The sequence below is a fragment of the Prochlorococcus sp. MIT 0916 genome (genome assembly GCF_047305155.1).
Lineage (GTDB): Bacteria > Cyanobacteriota > Cyanobacteriia > PCC-6307 > Cyanobiaceae > Prochlorococcus_B.
Genome location: NZ_CP138980.1, coordinates 785,773 through 803,313, shown reverse-complemented (window position 1 = coordinate 803,313; position 17,541 = coordinate 785,773). Strand labels below are relative to the sequence as shown.

Genomic DNA, 17,541 nt, shown 5'->3' with positions numbered 1-17,541 from the left:
TCAATATTAATGATTGACCAAAAACAAACAAACAAACTTTGTCTTAGATGGAAAGGCAAGCAAAGAAGAATAGGTATCACTGGAGGTATTGCCAGTGGAAAAACAATTATTGGAGATTTTCTATTTAAAGCCAAGCAATGGCCTATTTTAGACGCTGACTTATATGCTCATGAAGCATTAAGAGCTAAAAGTCAAATAGCCAAAGAAGTCTTAATGAGATATGGAAGTAAAATAATTCAAAACTCAAGTAAAAATGATCAAATTATTAATCGCAAAGCATTAGCCAAAATAGTTTTTCAAAATGATATTGAAAAAAAATGGCTAGAAGGAAAAATACATCCATTCGTAAACAAAAGAATTGAAGAAGAATTAGAAAAATTGAAATCAAATGCAGTGATAATTCTGATTATTCCGCTCCTATTTGAAAAAAATTATACAGATTTATGTAGTGAAATTTGTTACATAGATTGCCCTAGAAACATTCAATTACAACGACTCCAGTCAAGAGATAAGTTAAGTCTTGAAGAAGCTAATCAAAGAATTGATGCACAATGGGACAACGCTTTAAAAAAACAATTTTCAGAACATATTATTACTAATGCCAATAATGATGAAACGTGGAAAATGCAGTTAAAAAAATTATATAATTTCTAGCCTAGTAACTTTTTATTTAATAATTGATTAGCGAGTTTTGGATCCGCTTTCCCTTTTGTTTCCTTCATTAATTGACCCACAAAAAAACCTAACAATTTCGTCTTCCCTGCTCTAAAAGATTCAACCTCATTAGGATGATTAAGGATCAAGTTATCAATAATTTCCTCAATAATTTTAGGATCACCAATCATACCTAATCCGCGTTCTTTGACTAATTGCTTTGGAGAACCACCTTTACTTAAAAGTTCAGGCAATATTTCTTTAGCAATTTTTCCACTTATTTCTCCTAAATCAATCATTTTCAACATTTCTGCTAATTCTTTTGGCTTAAAAGATAATTGATCAAATGATAATCTATTAGATTTAATAAATGCTGCTATATCTCCAGTTATCCAATTTGCTGAAGATTTTGCTGCTCCACCTTCATGAACAACTTTTTCAAAATATTTAGCCATAGAAGATTCGTCAGTTAAAACTCGTGCATCATAAATAGAAAGGCCAAGTTCTGATGCGTATCTATTTCTTTTTGCGGCTGGCAATTCTGGTAATTCTGAGCGCCATTTTTCTTTTAAATCATGACTTACTTCAATCGGACCTAAATCAGGATCAGGAAAATAACGATAATCGCTACTACCTTCTTTTGATCTCATACTTTTAGTAAGTTGTTTAGCTTCATCCCATAACCTCGTTTCTTGTTTTACTTCTTCTCCAGATTCATAAGCTTTAATTTGCCGCTTAATTTCATATTCACAAGCTTTCTGAATAGCTGAAAATGAATTCATATTTTTTATTTCTACTTTTGTACCAAATGGATCATTAACAGTTGGTCTAACTGAAATATTCACATCACATCGCAAAGATCCCTCCTGCATATTCCCGTCAGACACTCCCAAATAACGCATTATTCTTCTAATTTCAGCTGCGTACTCCGCAGCCTCTCTACCTGTTCTTAAATCAGGTTTACTAACTATTTCAGCAAGTGCTACCCCTGCTCTGTTGTAATCAACCAAAGAATGGGTTGAGCCTGACAATTGATCACTACCTGCGTGAACAAGTTTTCCAGCATCCTCCTCCATATGTAGTCTTTCAATACCTATTTTTTTGATATAAGTTTCTTTTCCTTTTTCGGCTACTTCTACCTCTATCCAACCATCTTCTGCAATAGGTTCATCAAATTGAGATATTTGATAATTTTTTGGTAAGTCTGGATAAAAATATTGCTTTCTATCAAATTTACTATGAGAGGCAATATTTAGATTTAAAGCCATCGCTGCTTTAACTGCATATTCCAAAACCTTTTTATTTAGAACTGGCAAAGTACCTGGTAATCCACATACCACTGGATCGATATGAGTATTTGGATCGTCACCAAAGTTGGTTGATGCGCTAGTAAATATTTTGCTCTTAGTCCCCAACTGAACATGGGTCTCTAATCCGATTACAACTTCCCAAGAAACATTTGATTCTGACATTAATTTGACCTAGATATATGAATCTTATGAAAGAAAAGCTCAGTCATGGAAGCTAACGTAATCTAAAACATTGAAAATAACATTTTCCAAATCCAAGCAATGGGTGTCTTAAATGAAAAACCATTGTTAATCCTCGGAGGAGGATTAATGGGTCTTGCAATCGCCCATGAACTTGCTCAAAAAGGGAAACGCGTAGAAATTTTAAGTAGAAGCAGAAGTGAAGCAGCAGGTTTTGTTGCTGCAGGAATGCTAGCCCCCCACGCTGAAGGACTTCAAGGTGATCTTCTAAAGCTTGGTCAAAGTAGTCTTCAACGCCACCCGAGTTGGATAGAAAGCATTGAAACCAAAAGCAAAATGTCATGTGGTCTCAAAACTTGTGGGATAGTTGTTCCATTTGAAAGACTCAAAGACTGTGAGTCCTACCCAACATATAAATTTGGTGAAAAGCTAAACAGGAATGAGCTCCTTCAAGAAGTTCCAGGACTGTCAGAGAAATGGAAATTAGGTTTACTTTTTAGGCAAGACGGTCAAATCGACAATCGAAGACTATTAATGAGAGCACTTGAAAAAGCTTGTGTTGAATTAGGTGTTCACTTTCAAGAAGGAGTTGAAGTGATTGAAATAATGCAAGATTCAAATAAATTTCATGGAGTCAAAATTAAAGATATTAATGGAAATATCAATCATTTAAAAAGCGAAGAGGCAGTTCTCTGCTGTGGAGCCTGGAGCAAACAAATTTTCAAAACACTCCCTATTTTTCCTGTTAAAGGCCAGATGTTATCTATTCAGGGACCTAAACAGATTCTAAAAAGAATAATTTTTGGCCCTGGCATTTACTTAGTTCCAAGAGATGACGGTCTGATAATCGTAGGGGCAACTAGTGAGCGTGAGGCAGGCTTCCAGAAAGGACTTACTCCAAAAGGACAAAGCGAGCTACAAAAAGGAATTCAATCTCTTATTCCTGAACTTAATCAACTACCTCATATGGAGAGATGGTGGGGTTTTCGTCCATGCACACCCGACGAAGGACCTTTACTTGGAATGTCATCAATTAATGGGCTCTGGCTTGCTACAGGGCATCATCGCAATGGAGTTCTATTGGCGGCGATAACTGCAGAATTAATTGGAAAATCAATTTGCTCGACCACTTTAAGTAATGAGGAAAGTAGTTTTTTATCCCAGTTCAGATGGGACAGATTTTAAAAACTACTCAAAAAAGATTGTGGAGTTCAACAATAATTTATTCAACTCTCCATGATTGATCTGATGGTGTCCAATCAACAAGTTCATTTTCCTGGAACCATAGATCGATTTCAAAAGCTGCTGTATCAGAACCATCAGAACCATGAATGACATTACGACCAATATTCACAGCTAAATCACCTCTAATAGTACCCGGTTCAGCCTCAAGAGGCTTTGTTGCTCCAATCAATTTTCTTGCACTTGCAATAACACCTTCACCCTCCCAAACCATCGCTACAACAGGCCCACTTGTTATGAAATCAACTAAACCTGAAAAGAAAGGACGATCTTGGTGAACACCGTAGTGTTTTTTGGCAAGTTCTTTGCTTGGGGTTAGTTGCTTTAAACCAACTAATTTGAATCCTTTCGTTTCAAAACGACCAAGAATCTCAGCGATTAAACCTCTTTGCACACCATCTGGCTTGATAGCAACAAAGGTTCTTTCCAAAGTCATTGCGATATTGAATAATATGAAGCCATAGTCTTCCTAAAACTACCCTCTTGGCAAGTAAAACATGACACTTAATAAAACTGTTCTTAGATTTAATTGTATTAATCGTGAATGATCAAAACTTGACAACTTTGTTATCGCATAAATGACTGTGAACAATACTAATCAATCTCTCTCTTGGACTATCCAAAATAGCTCAGACCTCTATGGGATTGATCGATGGGGAAAGGGTTATTTCACAATCAATGAAAAAGGGAACATTAGTATTTGTCTTAACGGTTCCAAAAATAAATCTCATGATTTGATGGAACTCTTAGATGAACTCGAAAGTCGAAAACTAAAATTTCCTCTGTTAATAAGATTTGACGATATTCTAGAAGACTGCTTAAAAAACTTACATAAAGCTTTTGAAAAAGCAATTAACCACTATCAATATCAAGGAAAATACCAAGGTGTATTTCCAATCAAATGTAATCAACAGCGTCACGTAGTTGAAGAATTAATCACCTGTGGTTCCAAATGGAATTTTGGGTTAGAAGCTGGAAGCAAACCAGAGTTACTAATTGCTTTATCAATCCTAGAAGATCCTAAAGCTTTACTCATATGTAATGGCTATAAAGATCAACGTTATATTGAAACAGCTATTTTAGCACGTCAGCTTGGACGTCAACCTGTAGTAGTTATAGAACAAGCAAGTGATGTTGATCTTATAATCAAATCTAGTAATTTACTGGGAGCATCTCCACTCATAGGAATACGAGCCAAACTATCAAGTCAAAGCAGTGGAAGATGGAGTAGCTCGATTGGTGACAAGTCGAAATTTGGACTTTCAATTCCAGAAATATTGAAAGCAATCAAAAGGTTAAAAGAGGCAAATCTTCTCAACGAGTTAAAGCTTTTACATTTTCATCTAGGGAGTCAAATTAACGATATAGGTGTTTTAAAAGATGCCTTACAAGAAGCTGGACAAATTTATGCCGAATTAATTAATCTTGGGGCACCCATGGGATACTTAGATGTTGGAGGTGGTCTAGGAATTGATTACGATGGAAGTCAAACTGCCTCAATAGCATCTACTAACTATTCACTGCAAAATTATGCAAATGATGTAGTAGCAACAATTAAAGAATGTTGTGAATCAAAAAAGATACCACTACCCACTTTAATTACAGAGAGTGGAAGAGCTATTGCTAGTCACTTTTCAATCTTAATCTTCAATATTTTAGGCAAAAATTCGTTGCCTTCTGACATTCCTAAAGAAGATAAAAAAGAATGTCTCTCTGTCAGAAATCTACGTGAAACATTAGTCCATCTACATTCTCTAGAACTTAAGCAAGAAGAAGATTTAGCCAAACTCCAAGAAGCATGGAATGATTCTCTTAAATTCAAAGCAGATGCACTAGCAGCTTTTCGACTCGGTTATATAGATTTAGTTGAACGTGCAAAAGCTGAGCAGTTGACATGGGCCTGTGCAAAAACAATAGTTAATCAGTTACCAAAAAATATACTTCTACCTAAAGAACTAAAGAAATTAAGTGAAAGCTTAGCCGTAACGTATTACGCAAATCTTTCCGTATTTAGATCGGCTCCAGACACTTGGGCCATTGATCAAGTGTTTCCAATTATGCCAATCCATCGGCTTAACAAAGAACCGAACAAGCTTGGTCACTTTGCAGATTTAACATGCGATTCAGATGGAAAGCTTGACCAATTTATTGATAATGGAAAAATTAAAAATTTGCTACCACTTCATGAATTTAATCAAGACGAGAAATATCTAATTGGTCTTTTCTTAGGTGGCGCCTATCAAGAAGTAATGGGAAATTTACATAATTTATTTGGGAGTACTAATGCAGTCCATATAAGATTTTCAGAAAAAGGGAAATATAAAGTTGAGCATGTCATTCGTGGGAATACAAAATCAAATGTTCTTGAATATTTGGAACATGATCCAGAAATATTATTAGAGCGATTACGAAAATCAAGCGAATTAGCTATTCAAGGCGGGCATCTAAAAATCCATGATGCGCAAAAACTAATAGAACATGTAGAAGCCAGCCTCCGCCAAAGCACTTACCTACAGAGCTAAATTAAGACAATTGTTGAGTCAGATCTTCATTAGCTTTTTCTAAAGCTATATCCAACGATTGAGGTTGACTACCACCAGCTTGGGCTAGATTTGGACGACCGCCGCCACCGCCGCCACACATTTTTGCAACCCCACTTATAAATTTGCCTGCATGTAAACCATCTGAGACTAAATCAGGAGAAAATGCAGCAACAAACACTAATTTATTATCGATCTCCTGATTTGGAATGCCTCCAAAAACAACAGCAGAATACTTGCCTAAATGATCTATTAAACTTGAAGCCGCAGATTGCAATCCAGATCCGTCAACACCATCTAAACGTCTAATTAATAATTTACTATGACCAACAGATTTTGCGTAACTCGCCAAACCCAATGCCTTTGCCAAAGCGAGTTCATTTTTTACTTTGATAAGTTCTTTTGTTTTATCTTTCAATTCCTGTTGAAGAGATGAGACTCTCTCAACAATTTCATATGATTGAACTTTGAATGATTTAGTTAACTCCTTAACTACCAAATCACGTTCATTAAAATAATCTAAAACTGATGGACCAGCTATGGCCTCTATTCGTCTGATCCCTGAAGCAATACCTGCTTCATTAATAATCTTAAACGTACCTAGTTGTGACGTGCGAGTTACATGAGTTCCTCCACATAACTCCATAGAAACACCTGGAACATCCACAACACGTACCACATCACCATACTTCTCACCAAACATTGCTAAAGCACCAGCAACCATAGCCTCCTTAATTGGCATTGTTTTAATTTGAATTGGATGATCTTCAGTAATCCATTGATTTATTCGTACTTCCATATCTTCAAGTTCTTTTATTGTCAAAGGCTTTGGAGCATTAAAATCAAATCTCAATCGATCATTTGAAACTAACGAACCTCTTTGACTCACACTTGAGTCAATCGATAACTTTAAAGCTGATTGCAATAGATGTGTAGCGGTGTGATTTGATGTAGTTCGTTGACGAAAAGATGGAGTAACATTCATCTGAACAGGTGAGTTAACTTTTAGAACTCCAGTGTTAACAATTCCGGAATGAATAAAAATATTCTTCTTTTTGCGAACATTGTCTATAGACACCTCAAGATCTTGAGACGTTATTAAGCCTTTATCTCCGATTTGGCCACCAGACTCAGCATAAAAAGGTGTTCTATTAACAATAATCTTGACTAAATCACCCTGAACAGCTTGTTTTACTAATTCATTATTTTTAAAGATGCCTATCACAGTTGAAGTGGTTTCTAATTTTTCATAGCCCTCAAATCTTGTTTCAGCAAATAAAGAAATTTCTCTTTCAATTGAACCTTCTTCAGTTAAATCAATGCTGACAGAAGCATCTTTTGCACGTTTGCGTTGCTTTGCCATCTCCCTCTCAAAACCATTAATATCAACAGAAATACCTTTTTCATTCGCGATCTCTTCTGTTAATTCCAAAGGAAAACCATATGTATCATAAAGCTCAAATGCCTGCGCACCAGAGATAAGATTACATTCATGAGCTGTTATCTCTGCCAAAAGTTTCTCTCCCCGTTCAAGCGTTTCAAGGAAACGAGATTCTTCTATTTTTAACTCATTAAGAATAATTTTCTTTTTCTCAAGTAATTGAGGATAAGCATTTTTCATCAACTCAATGGCAACTTCAGCTAGCTGTGGTAAAAACGGCTGATTAATACCTACCAGTCGACCATGTCGAATCATACGCCGTATGAGACGACGAAGAATATAGCCTCTCCCTAGATTACTAGCACTTACACCATCACAAATTAAATGAGTGACAGCTCTGCAATGATCTCCAATAATTTTTAATGATGTTGTATTTTTTTCATTTGTAGTTTCATAAGTAATTTGAGCTAATAAAGCCGCTTCCTCAATGAGAGGAAAAATAAGATCCGTTTCGTAATTGTTAGATTTTTTTTGCAAGATTTGAGCCATTCTTTCTAAGCCCATTCCTGTATCAATATGACAATTCGCCAATGGTTCAAGATTACCCTCTAAGTCCCGGTTGTATTGCATAAAAACCAAATTATAAAATTCTATAAATCGACTATCGTCTTCAAGATCTATTCCATCACTTCCTAATTCCGGTTTAAAATCAAAATAAAGTTCCGAGCATGGACCACAAGGTCCTGTAGCACCAGATGACCAAAAATTATCAGAAGCACCCATTCTGATGATTCTTTTTGCATCAACCCCTACAACCTCTTTCCATATTTTCTCTGCTTCTGAGTCTTCTTCAAAAACGCTAATGACTATATTCTGTGGATTTAGTTGAAAAACCTCAGTGGTTAATTCCCATGCCCATTGAATTGCCTCTTTTTTAAAATAGTCACCAAAAGAAAAATTACCTAGCATCTCAAAAAAAGTATGATGTCTCGCAGTTCTCCCTACATTTTCGATATCATTTGTTCTTATACATTTTTGACTGGATGTTGCTCTCGGAGTAGAAGACTCTTTTAATCCTAAGAAGATAGGCTTAAAAGGTAACATCCCAGCAATTGTCAATAATACTGTTGGATCATCTGGAATCAAAGAAGAACTTGCAAGTTTTCTATGATTATGTTGGATAAAAAAATTTATAAATGCTTCTCTTATCTCATCTCCTGAAAGGAATGGCGGATTCATTGAGGAGGAAGAATTTTTTTGCATACCTAAAAATTATCTCTAAAAAGGTTTTTGAAAACAATCACCAATACATGAAATGTGCTCAACTCACTCTAAACAATAACAAAATGGAAACCCGTGAGACTTCGAAAGACAAAATATTCAAAAAAAATCATTCGAGAAGCTTGCTTATTGCAAAAAATACTATTTACGGGAAGCAGTATCACACTTACAAACCGCAATATCCTATTATGTTAAAAATGAACTAGGTATTTCCACTTAGCAACCTGATTTATTGCAATCTTCAGGCTTCCTCTAATCAATGGCTTTAGGAACATGATCTTTACTGAATCGACAGCTTTAGAAAATCAGAAAAGTGATACTCCTAAGCTTTCACTGCAATATGAAAAAATTGCTGCAGATAGTCACACTTTACGGTCATTGGATTGGGACAGAAGCAGGTTTGATATTGAATTTGGCCTTCGAAATGGAACTACTTACAATAGCTTTTTAATAAGAGGCAAAAAAACTGCACTTTTAGATACCAGCCATTTAAAGTTTAAAGATATTTGGTTTGAAAAACTAAGACAAGAAATCAATCCAACAGAAATTGATTATTTAATAGTCAGTCACACAGAGCCAGATCATTCAGGTCTCATTAAATACTTAATTGAATTAAACCCAAAGATTGAAATCGTCGCATCTAAAGTAGCTATAAAATTCCTAGAAAATCAAATTCATCAACCTTTTAGGTCAAGAGCAGTCAAAAGTGGAGAGGAACTCAATTTAGAAATAAATTCAATCAGCGGAATAGAGCATAAAATTGAATTTATTAGTGCACCAAATCTACACTGGCCAGATACAATTTTTTCTTTTGATCAAGGTACACAAGTTTTATATACATGTGATGCGTTTGGTTTGCATTATTGCTCAGAAAAACTGTATGACGAAAATCCAAGCTTATTAAATGAAGATTTTCGATTTTATTACGACTGCCTCATGGGTCCTAATGCCCGCAGCGTAGTACAGGCATTAAAAAAAATTGATGCATTGCCAATTATCAAAACTATTGGTGTTGGACATGGACCAATCCTAAATTTCAATACTCAGTTATGGCTGAATAATTATAGAGAGTGGAGTAAGCAAAGAAGTACAGGCGAAAATTACGCAGTGGTTTGCTATCTCAGCCAATATGGTTTTTGTGATCGGCTTAGTCAAGCAATTGCTCATGGCATTGGCAAGGCAAATGCTCAAGTCCAATTAGTTGATCTTATTGCTTCTGACACGCAAGAGTTAAGTGCTTTAATTAATGAAGCAAGTGCAGTTGTTGTACCAACTTGGCCTATCAAATCTGACTCAGAATTACAAAGCAATATTGGAACACTGCTTGCATCATTAAAACAAAAGCAGTGGGTAGCGACTTATGACTCCTATGGCGGAAATGAAGAGCCTATTGACTTTATTACCAACCAATTAAGAAAGCTTGGACAAAAAGAAGCTTTTAAACCACTTCGAGTTCGTGACGAACCAAACAAAAGTGTTTATCAACAATTTGAAGAAGCTGGTACAGATTTAGGTCAAATTCTTACTAGAAAGAAAAATTTAGCTGCGACTAAAAGCCTTGATGGAGACTTAAATAAAGCACTGGGTTGCTTAAGCGGTGGACTCTACATTGTTACAGCAAAAGACAGTGATGGTGCGGACAGTCGAGATGGCGCGATGGTTGCAAGTTGGGTTAGTCAAGCAAGTTTTGAACCCCCTGGAATAACCGTAGCGGTAGCTAAAGATAGAGCCATTGAATCATTATTACAAGTCAATGATCGTTTTGTTCTCAATATCCTTCAAGAAAATAACTATTTGCACCTCTTCAGACACTTTTTAAAACGTTTTCCACCAGGTGCTAATCGATTTGAAGGAGTTGAATTAATGAATGATCTTGCAGCTGGGGGACCAGTTCTATCTGATGCGTTAGCGTTCCTTTCATGTAAAGTTATTCAAAGAATGGAGACAACAGATCATTGGATCATTTATTCATCAGTTGAGAAAGGTAATTTATCTAATACTCAAAGTAAAACAGCAGTTCATCACAGAAGAGTTGGTAGTAATTATTAACAATGATAGTAGAGAATATTTCTTCATCAAATTTAAATACTTTCATAAAAAAAACCATTCAGATTCCCATTGAGGAGAACTTCATTTGCTTAAGAAGCCTAAACCCAAAAAGAACAAGATTTGAAGTTGAATATTCTCTTGAAAAAGGTAGTTGCACTAATTCTTTTTTATTTAAGTCTTCTCAAGATGAACATTCTAAATCACATGATTATATTTTAATTCATCCTCCTGGTTTAACATTTGAAAAAGAATTTTTAGAAGAGTTTGAGACATTAATTAGCAGTGATTCGGCTGCAATAAAATTAGTCATGGGTCATATCAATCCCAATAAAGTAGCTTTTGTGAAAAGAATGAATGTAAAATATAAAAATTTAACGGTTATTTGTTCTAATCCAGGTGCAAAATTATTCAAGGAGATTTGGAATTTACGAAAACCCTCCCAAAATACAACTCCTAAAGAAGCATTGGAGAAAGTTGAAGTTCTTCCAAATATACAAATCATTAAACAATTAGAAACTCTGTCAATCGACAGTAATTTTGAGATTACATTCATTCCTGCGCCAACAGCTCGCTGGCCTGGTGGACTAATTGTTTTTGAAAAGCAAACTGGTTTATTGATGAGTGATAAATTGTTTGGTGCGCATGTTTATGAAGAAAAATGGGCTGAATTAAACAGTAGTTGCACGGAAGAAGAGAGAAGACATTACTTCGATTGTCTAATGGCACCAATGTCTACGCAAGTGAATAGTATTATCGAGAAATTTGAAGACTTTGAGATTGATACAATAGTACCTGGACATGGACCTGCGATCAGCGGTAGTTGGAGGAGTTTATTAAACAACTACCAAAGCTGGGGAGAGAGCCAAAAATACAGCAACTTAAGAGTTGCTCTATTATTTGCTAGTGCATATGGAAATACTGCTGCTATTGCAGATGCCATTGCTAGAGGAATTAATAAAACAGGAGTCAAAGTTAAGATTATTAATTGTGAATTCACCGCATCAGATAGCTTAGTCACTGAAATTCGTAAAGCAGATGGATATTTAATTGGATCGCCAACATTAGGAGGACATGCCCCCACCCCGATTGTTTCAGCACTTGGCTCGCTTTTAGCTGAGGGAGATAGAGGAAAGCCGGCTGGAGTATTTGGAAGTTATGGATGGAGTGGGGAAGCTCTTGATTTACTTGAAAAAAAATTAAAAGATGGAGGCTTTAAATTTGGATTCGAACCTATCAAAATCAAATTCAGTCCTGATCCTTTAATGATTAAAAAACTTGAAGAAACAGGTATCCAATTTGGTAAGCAATTAATTAATGCAAAATCACGTCAACAAAGAAAGGCTAATGTTGGTTTAAATACAAGTAAAAGTGATCCAACAATTAATGCACTAGGAAGGGTAGTAGGATCATTATGTATATTGACTGCTCAAAAAGGAGATGAAGATAATCTAATTAGCGGGGCTATGGTTGCAAGTTGGGTTAGTCAAGCAAGCTTTTCTCCTCCTGGTATTACGATTGCAGTCGCTAAAGAAAGAGCTGTAGAAAACTTACTTCATACAGGAGATAAATTTGCTTTAAACATTTTAGAACAAAACAATCACCAAAGCCTCCTGAAACAATTTCTTCAATCATTCAAACCTGGAGATAATAGATTTACCGATCTTGAGATCAAATTAAGTCCAAGCAATCAGCCATTATTAAACGAAGCTTTAGCTTGGCTGGAGGGTACAGTTAGTCAACGAATGGAGTGCGGGGATCATTGGCTGATATATGCTGAGATTAAACATGGAAAAGTCATTAAAAAAGATGGAGTAACAGCAGTTCATCATCGAAAAACCGGAGCGAACTACTAGATCCATTACAAAAACGACGTGATCCATTTACACTTCCTTATTAACAATGTCTAATAAAAAGCTTCTTGTTATAGCTGCTAGTAATGGTGAAAATCTCAAACTAGCCAAAAGATTTCTAGTCGCAAGCAAGGAACTAAATTACTCATGCGAATTACTTGATTTGACAGAATCAAAAAATGATTTACCTATATTTAATCCACGTCATAATTCCAAAGATAAAGCACCAGAAAACCTTAAGTCGATCAATACTCAAATGGAAAGCCACTCACACTGGGTCATTTGCGCACCTGAATATAACGGCTCAATTCCTCCAATTCTTACAAATGCAATAGCCTGGCTGTCTGTTCAAGGAACAGATTTTCGAAGTTTATTCAACGAACGTCCAATTGCAATTGCAAGTTTTTCAGGAGGAGGATGTATGGAGTTATTACTTTCGATGCGAATTCAATTAACCCACCTTGGGGCTTTAGTCTTAGGTCGTCAATTAGCTACGAATAAATCAAAAGTTGCTGAGGATAAATCAATCAACGCCATTTTAAATCAACTACTACAACTAAATCATACAAACTAAAACTATTCCTCATCTTTACCGCTACTTGATTGGTTATTAGACTGCAACTCATACCATTTCTGCAACATTTTTTTTGCCATAGGTAGAGCATGTACTGAACCACCACCAGGGGTATTCTGAGCAAATGCAACAATAACTATTTCACCAGAGTCATAAGGTGCAAAGCCAGCAAACCATGCATGATCAGCACCTCCACTACTATCTTCGGCTGTTCCAGTTTTACCAGCGACTGGAGGGAAAATAGAGGTATCTAAATTTATTCCCATAGCGGTACCACTCGTTACTACTTTTCGAAGCCCACGACGGATTGTGTCGAGTGTCGTATCTTCAATTTCTACTTTTTGTGTATATTTTTTTGATCTCCAGTTTATATTGGCATCAACTAAATGAGGAGTAACCAAATAACCACCATTTGCAAAAACCGCATATGCTCGTGCTAATTGCAATGGAGTCACTAGCACAACAGATTGACCAATCGATGCACTAGCCATATCCTCTACCATCCAAGGAGTTTCTCCAGGTTTTCCCCAATCACGACCATCATCATCAGCCCATTTCTTATTCCCTACTAAGCCTTTATTTTCATCAAGAAAAGTTTCTATTCCAGTGTAATTATCGAAGCCAAGTTTGACTGCGGCATCATATAAAGCCTTCGAACCAGACCCAACACCAACTTGGTAAAAGAATGTATTGCTAGAGACTCGGAGGGCATCTTCATATCCAATCAATCCAAAACCTCTTTTATTATATTCTGGAAAACAATGACTCCCATATGTAATACAAGGAAAGGTATTTAATTTTTTGCTAGCAGGAAATTCACCACTTTCCATGCCAGCCAAAGCAGTTACAGGCTTCCATGTACTCCCTGGTTCATATGCATTAAATGCTCTACTCAAAAGAGGAAGATTCGATGACAAAAAAAGATTGTCATACTGGTTATTTGTAAAAGGCTGAGAAAATAAATTGAGGTCGAAAGTAGGTTGACTAGCTATTGCTCTAATTGCACCTGTACGTGGATCAATTGCTACTATTGCTCCAGCAATTTTGTCTGACAAAACTTTTTCTGCAGTAAGTTGTAGGTCTAGATCAAGTGTTAGTTTGATATCCTTACCAGCTTTTGGCAACTTTAACCCCAGGCTGCGTTGAACTGTACCTAGTGAATCAATTTCAAGCATTTCACCTCCCCATTTACCTCTCAATTCAGATTCAAAAGCAGCTTCAATACCTTTTCTTCCGATTCGATCAGATAATTTATAACCTCTTTCTGAAAGCTTAGAAAACTCATTTTGAGTTATCAACTGTGTATAACCCAAAGCATGTGCAGCTAAAGATTTATAAGGATAATTCCTAATTAAACCAATATCAATTTGTGCACCATACAAATTATTCTCTTGTTCTTTAAACCTAACAATTTGGTCGACCGATAAATCATTTAACAGTACTTTTTTATAAGGACTGTCGGAGTGACTTTTATTAAATGCAATTTCTAATTGATCAGTAGAAATATTAAACAATTCAGCTAAAGACTGTTTAAGATCAATCCATTTACTATTAGTTAAAAGTCTAGGTTGAACAGATAACGAGTAAAAAAGTTTATTATCGGCAAGAACTACACCATTACGATCTAATAATCTTCCTCTTATTGGTGGATTAGCAATCAGTTTAATTCTATTTTCTTCTGAAAGTTTTTTATAATAAGGTCCATTAATTATTTGTAGCCAAAAAAGACGAACACCTGTGACTAAAAAAATAAAACAAATGAACAAAAAGAAAATCAGGGGTTGATTAAAAGCACCAACATGCTTTTTAGAACTGAGATGTAATTTTTCTTGTTTCTTCATCTCTACAAATCAAGAATATTTATTTATTATCTATATTTAATGAGTCATTACCTAAACAACGTCTCAATTGAGAGAGTTCACTATCGATTCTATTTAAAGTTGAAATTAAAGAATCTTGATCATGACTTTCATAGTCAGGGTATTCCTCTTCAACAGTTACATCAACTGAAACCACTGGATAACCTAAGCCAGGAAACAATTGATCAATCTTATCCCTCGCTGTCTTAGCAGAGACTTCACCATCAACTTGGAATTCTGAAAAAGGATCTTTTGATTTAAATACATCCATTATTTTCTGAAAGCCACCAGCTTTAGCATTATTAATAATGCCCATCCCAAAAGGTAAGACAGACTCCACCGCAAATAAATGGAAGTCCCTTAATTGATCTTTAGCCATAATTGGCTTTACAAATGCTTTTTAAGAATACCTGTTTCTGACGTTGGAAAGTAAGGAGTACAACTATTATTTGAAATCCCTATGGACCAACCAGCAAATATAGACAGCACAATTATTGCAGTAAATGGGAGAAACGCTTGATGGGTAGTTTCAAGAGTTAACCATTCTCTCCAACCTCTTATGAAACGTTCTCTAGCAAATCTATTTCTCTCTTTAGAAGCTTGATTAATTTTTTTTCTAAAAGATTTTTCTACCCAACGCTCAAAAGACTTTTTTTTAGTTACTGCCATTTTTCGCTCTACTTCTAGCAATTGTCCTGCAGTAAGCTGTGGGTGAAAAGTACCTATTAATTCAAGCGTTTTTAAAAACATTTCAACAGCCGCATCTTTAATAACGCGCTCTTCGTCTCTAAGAAAAGTCCAATCAACTTCAGGATAAAAACGAGCTCTATTAAGATTGATCTGATCCTCTCCTAACTGGCCAGGCTCTCTTAACCATCTATCAGTATTGTTGTCGAAGCGTCTCCAATATAGAAAAGGATTAATGTAAATAACCTTTCCTGAAATAGTAATACTATCCTTCTGAAGCCGTCGGCTTAAATGCGAATCAGTCTGTTGTGCAACTGTCAAAAGTAATCAGCCATTGAACTAAGTTATCTTTTTTTTTTGAAGTAGACCACCCCTACAATCAGATTAAGCAACCTAGAAATATCCACATAGATCTAACTCTTAAAGATTACACATAGAATTTATTTTGATCAATTCATGCAAAACAACAATTATTCAGTTATGTTCATAGCGAACATACTCAAACAAAAGAAATGCTTCGTAAGCAAGAAAAAAATGCTATCACTAGAGGAGTGATCCTTGCTATTGGTTGGGGTTGGGGTTTAGATAGATTTTATGAAGGTGACAAAAAAGGAGGGATTCTATCAATCATTGGATGGGGCATTATATTCACAAGTTTTCTGTACCTCAAATGCTCAGGTATCGAATATGTTGACGGTGTAAAAGATTATTCTAACTACAGTCCAAACCCTCTAATAGTTCTTCCCTTAATTGCTGGTTTATACGGAATATATTTAATTCTAAGAAAAGCCTTCAGATTAGCAAAACAGTTTGAAAACGCAGAAGACTAATTCATCTTACAGACTATAAATATAAATCAATCCAGTCTCATGAGCTAAGTCATTTTGTTTTTTAGTAGTGACAAAAAGTCCTAATAGGAGTACTAATAAATTAACAGGACAACTCCTCACACAATAGTTCTGTTAAAAAAGCACCCACTTCATTTAAGCAGGGTGCTTTTTTAATGGCTAATTTTTCGAATTTTCAAATGTGACATTCAGTAAACTCACTTACTAAAATTTGAATTCCCTTCAAATGGGTACATTTCAACCTACAAAGAGTTCAGATCCTCCCTAGTGACAGAAAGCAACACTTGCGAAGATCTCCATAAAAACGGCCTTGTTCAGAACAATGAGGTTCTTATCCAATTATTTTTGACTTGAAAAAGCAAGATCCAAACAGGTAATTAGAACGGTATTCTCTACCAGTTGTCTGACGATGTAACAAGTGAATCAATTAAATTATCGTAAAACTATTTTTAAATGACTAAAGAGGATAAAACAGACAGAAATATGTGCTCTAGAAAGAGGAAATTAATGTTTGTCTATGGCTTCATACAACTAGGTTCTACTGTTGTTTCTGCTATTGCCCTTTCTGTAATTGCTTTAAGTTTTTGCACCATCAAGAAAGAATCAAAAATCTTCAACGACTGTGTTGATGAGGTTCAAGCGACTGGTAAAAGCTTTTCAGGCGCAGTTCGCTTCTGCAATGGAGGTAAATAATAAAAATCTGACCAAACAACTCTGCCGAAACCTTTTGATTGACTCAAGGGGAGAGAGCACAGTTTTGACCAGATTTACAAATTCCTATAGGGTTCTTGAGTAGAGCTTCTCAAAATACAGTATATGTACTGCAGTATCTTCTCCAAGAAGCCTGCCTTCTTAGGTATTTATTACTAGTAAGACACGTATTTTTACTGGAAATTAAAAACCAATACTTGATTGGGTTACTCATTCCACTCTTCGTATAATTCTGTCATCGATAATGAATTATAAAAACCTTTCAACTTCTTTTCTGAGTTGGCATCAGTTGCAATTAATGAAACCATAAGATCAATTGCTTGTTGTTTATCAAAGGATTTTCCGTTGTGTGATGTAAATTTCATTTCTATCAAG

15 protein-coding genes are annotated in these 17,541 nt (G+C 35.5%); 8 read left to right on the top strand and 7 right to left on the bottom strand.

What is annotated here, in order from left to right:
* Positions 1–9 precede the first annotated feature (9 nt).
* On the top strand, positions 10–654 hold the full coding sequence (gene coaE, locus SIB53_RS04055) for a dephospho-CoA kinase (protein WP_413678918.1): 645 nt from the start codon (positions 10–12) through the stop codon (positions 652–654).
* Here coaE and gatB read toward each other — a convergent pair.
* On the bottom strand, positions 651–2,126 hold the full coding sequence (gene gatB / locus SIB53_RS04050) for an Asp-tRNA(Asn)/Glu-tRNA(Gln) amidotransferase subunit GatB (RefSeq protein ID WP_413678917.1): 1,476 nt from the start codon (positions 2,124–2,126) through the stop codon (positions 651–653). The two genes, coaE and gatB, sit on opposite strands and share 4 nt — an antisense overlap.
* Positions 2,127–2,225: 99 nt before the next feature.
* Between gatB and thiO the strand changes: the two genes are divergently transcribed.
* Positions 2,226–3,329: a glycine oxidase ThiO gene (thiO, locus tag SIB53_RS04045; protein ID WP_413678916.1), complete on the top strand. Its 1,104-nt coding sequence runs from the start codon at positions 2,226–2,228 to the stop codon at positions 3,327–3,329.
* Between the two features lie 37 nt (positions 3,330–3,366).
* Here thiO and ndk read toward each other — a convergent pair whose 3' ends face one another.
* Positions 3,367–3,822 (bottom strand): nucleoside-diphosphate kinase, encoded by a 456-nt coding sequence (ndk, locus tag SIB53_RS04040; protein ID WP_413678915.1) that lies wholly within the window; start codon positions 3,820–3,822, stop codon positions 3,367–3,369.
* Between the two features lie 142 nt (positions 3,823–3,964).
* Here ndk and speA point away from each other — a divergent pair, with 142 nt between their 5' ends.
* Positions 3,965–5,908: a biosynthetic arginine decarboxylase gene (speA, locus tag SIB53_RS04035; RefSeq protein WP_413678914.1), complete on the top strand. Its 1,944-nt coding sequence runs from the start codon at positions 3,965–3,967 to the stop codon at positions 5,906–5,908.
* Between the two features lies 1 nt (position 5,909).
* Here the strand turns inward: speA and alaS are convergent, their stop codons facing one another.
* Complete coding sequence (gene alaS / locus SIB53_RS04030) at positions 5,910–8,570, bottom strand: alanine--tRNA ligase (RefSeq protein WP_413678913.1); 2,661 nt, start codon at positions 8,568–8,570, stop codon at positions 5,910–5,912.
* Positions 8,571–8,861: 291 nt separating this feature from the next.
* On the opposite strand from alaS, the gene SIB53_RS04025 reads away from it, so the two are divergent.
* The 3 genes from SIB53_RS04025 to SIB53_RS04015 are packed head-to-tail and all read left to right on the top strand — an operon-like array spanning position 8,862 to position 13,061.
* Complete coding sequence (locus SIB53_RS04025; protein WP_413678912.1) at positions 8,862–10,637, top strand: flavin reductase; 1,776 nt, start codon at positions 8,862–8,864, stop codon at positions 10,635–10,637.
* Positions 10,638–10,639: 2 nt separating this feature from the next.
* On the top strand, positions 10,640–12,490 hold the full coding sequence (locus SIB53_RS04020) for a flavin reductase (protein WP_413678911.1): 1,851 nt from the start codon (positions 10,640–10,642) through the stop codon (positions 12,488–12,490).
* Between the two features lie 46 nt (positions 12,491–12,536).
* On the top strand, positions 12,537–13,061 hold the full coding sequence (locus tag SIB53_RS04015; protein ID WP_413678910.1) for an NADPH-dependent FMN reductase: 525 nt from the start codon (positions 12,537–12,539) through the stop codon (positions 13,059–13,061).
* Between the two features lie 2 nt (positions 13,062–13,063).
* Here the strand turns inward: SIB53_RS04015 and mrdA are convergent, their stop codons facing one another.
* The 3 genes from mrdA to SIB53_RS04000 are packed head-to-tail and all read right to left on the bottom strand — an operon-like array spanning position 13,064 to position 15,928.
* The gene (mrdA, locus tag SIB53_RS04010) at positions 13,064–14,902 is read right to left on the bottom strand and encodes a penicillin-binding protein 2 (RefSeq protein WP_413678909.1); all 1,839 of its coding nucleotides are present in this window, start codon (positions 14,900–14,902) and stop codon (positions 13,064–13,066) included.
* A gap of 19 nt (positions 14,903–14,921) precedes the next feature.
* Positions 14,922–15,299, bottom strand: coding sequence for a hypothetical protein (locus SIB53_RS04005; protein WP_413678908.1), 378 nt, complete (start codon positions 15,297–15,299; stop codon positions 14,922–14,924).
* 8 nt (positions 15,300–15,307) lie between these two features.
* Complete coding sequence (locus tag SIB53_RS04000; protein WP_413678907.1) at positions 15,308–15,928, bottom strand: hypothetical protein; 621 nt, start codon at positions 15,926–15,928, stop codon at positions 15,308–15,310.
* Between the two features lie 191 nt (positions 15,929–16,119).
* Here SIB53_RS04000 and SIB53_RS03995 point away from each other — a divergent pair, with 191 nt between their 5' ends.
* Both SIB53_RS03995 and SIB53_RS03990 read left to right on the top strand, forming a co-directional pair.
* Positions 16,120–16,437 carry a hypothetical protein gene (locus tag SIB53_RS03995; protein WP_413678906.1) on the top strand — a complete coding sequence of 106 codons (318 nt, stop codon included), beginning with the start codon at positions 16,120–16,122 and terminating at the stop codon, positions 16,435–16,437.
* Positions 16,438–16,908: 471 nt separating this feature from the next.
* The gene (locus SIB53_RS03990) at positions 16,909–17,148 is read left to right on the top strand and encodes a hypothetical protein (RefSeq protein WP_413678905.1); all 240 of its coding nucleotides are present in this window, start codon (positions 16,909–16,911) and stop codon (positions 17,146–17,148) included.
* A gap of 224 nt (positions 17,149–17,372) precedes the next feature.
* Here SIB53_RS03990 and SIB53_RS03985 read toward each other — a convergent pair whose 3' ends face one another.
* Positions 17,373–17,531, bottom strand: a complete 159-nt coding sequence (locus SIB53_RS03985) for a hypothetical protein (RefSeq protein WP_413678904.1) — start codon at positions 17,529–17,531, stop codon at positions 17,373–17,375.
* Between the last annotated feature and the right edge of the window lie 10 nt (positions 17,532–17,541).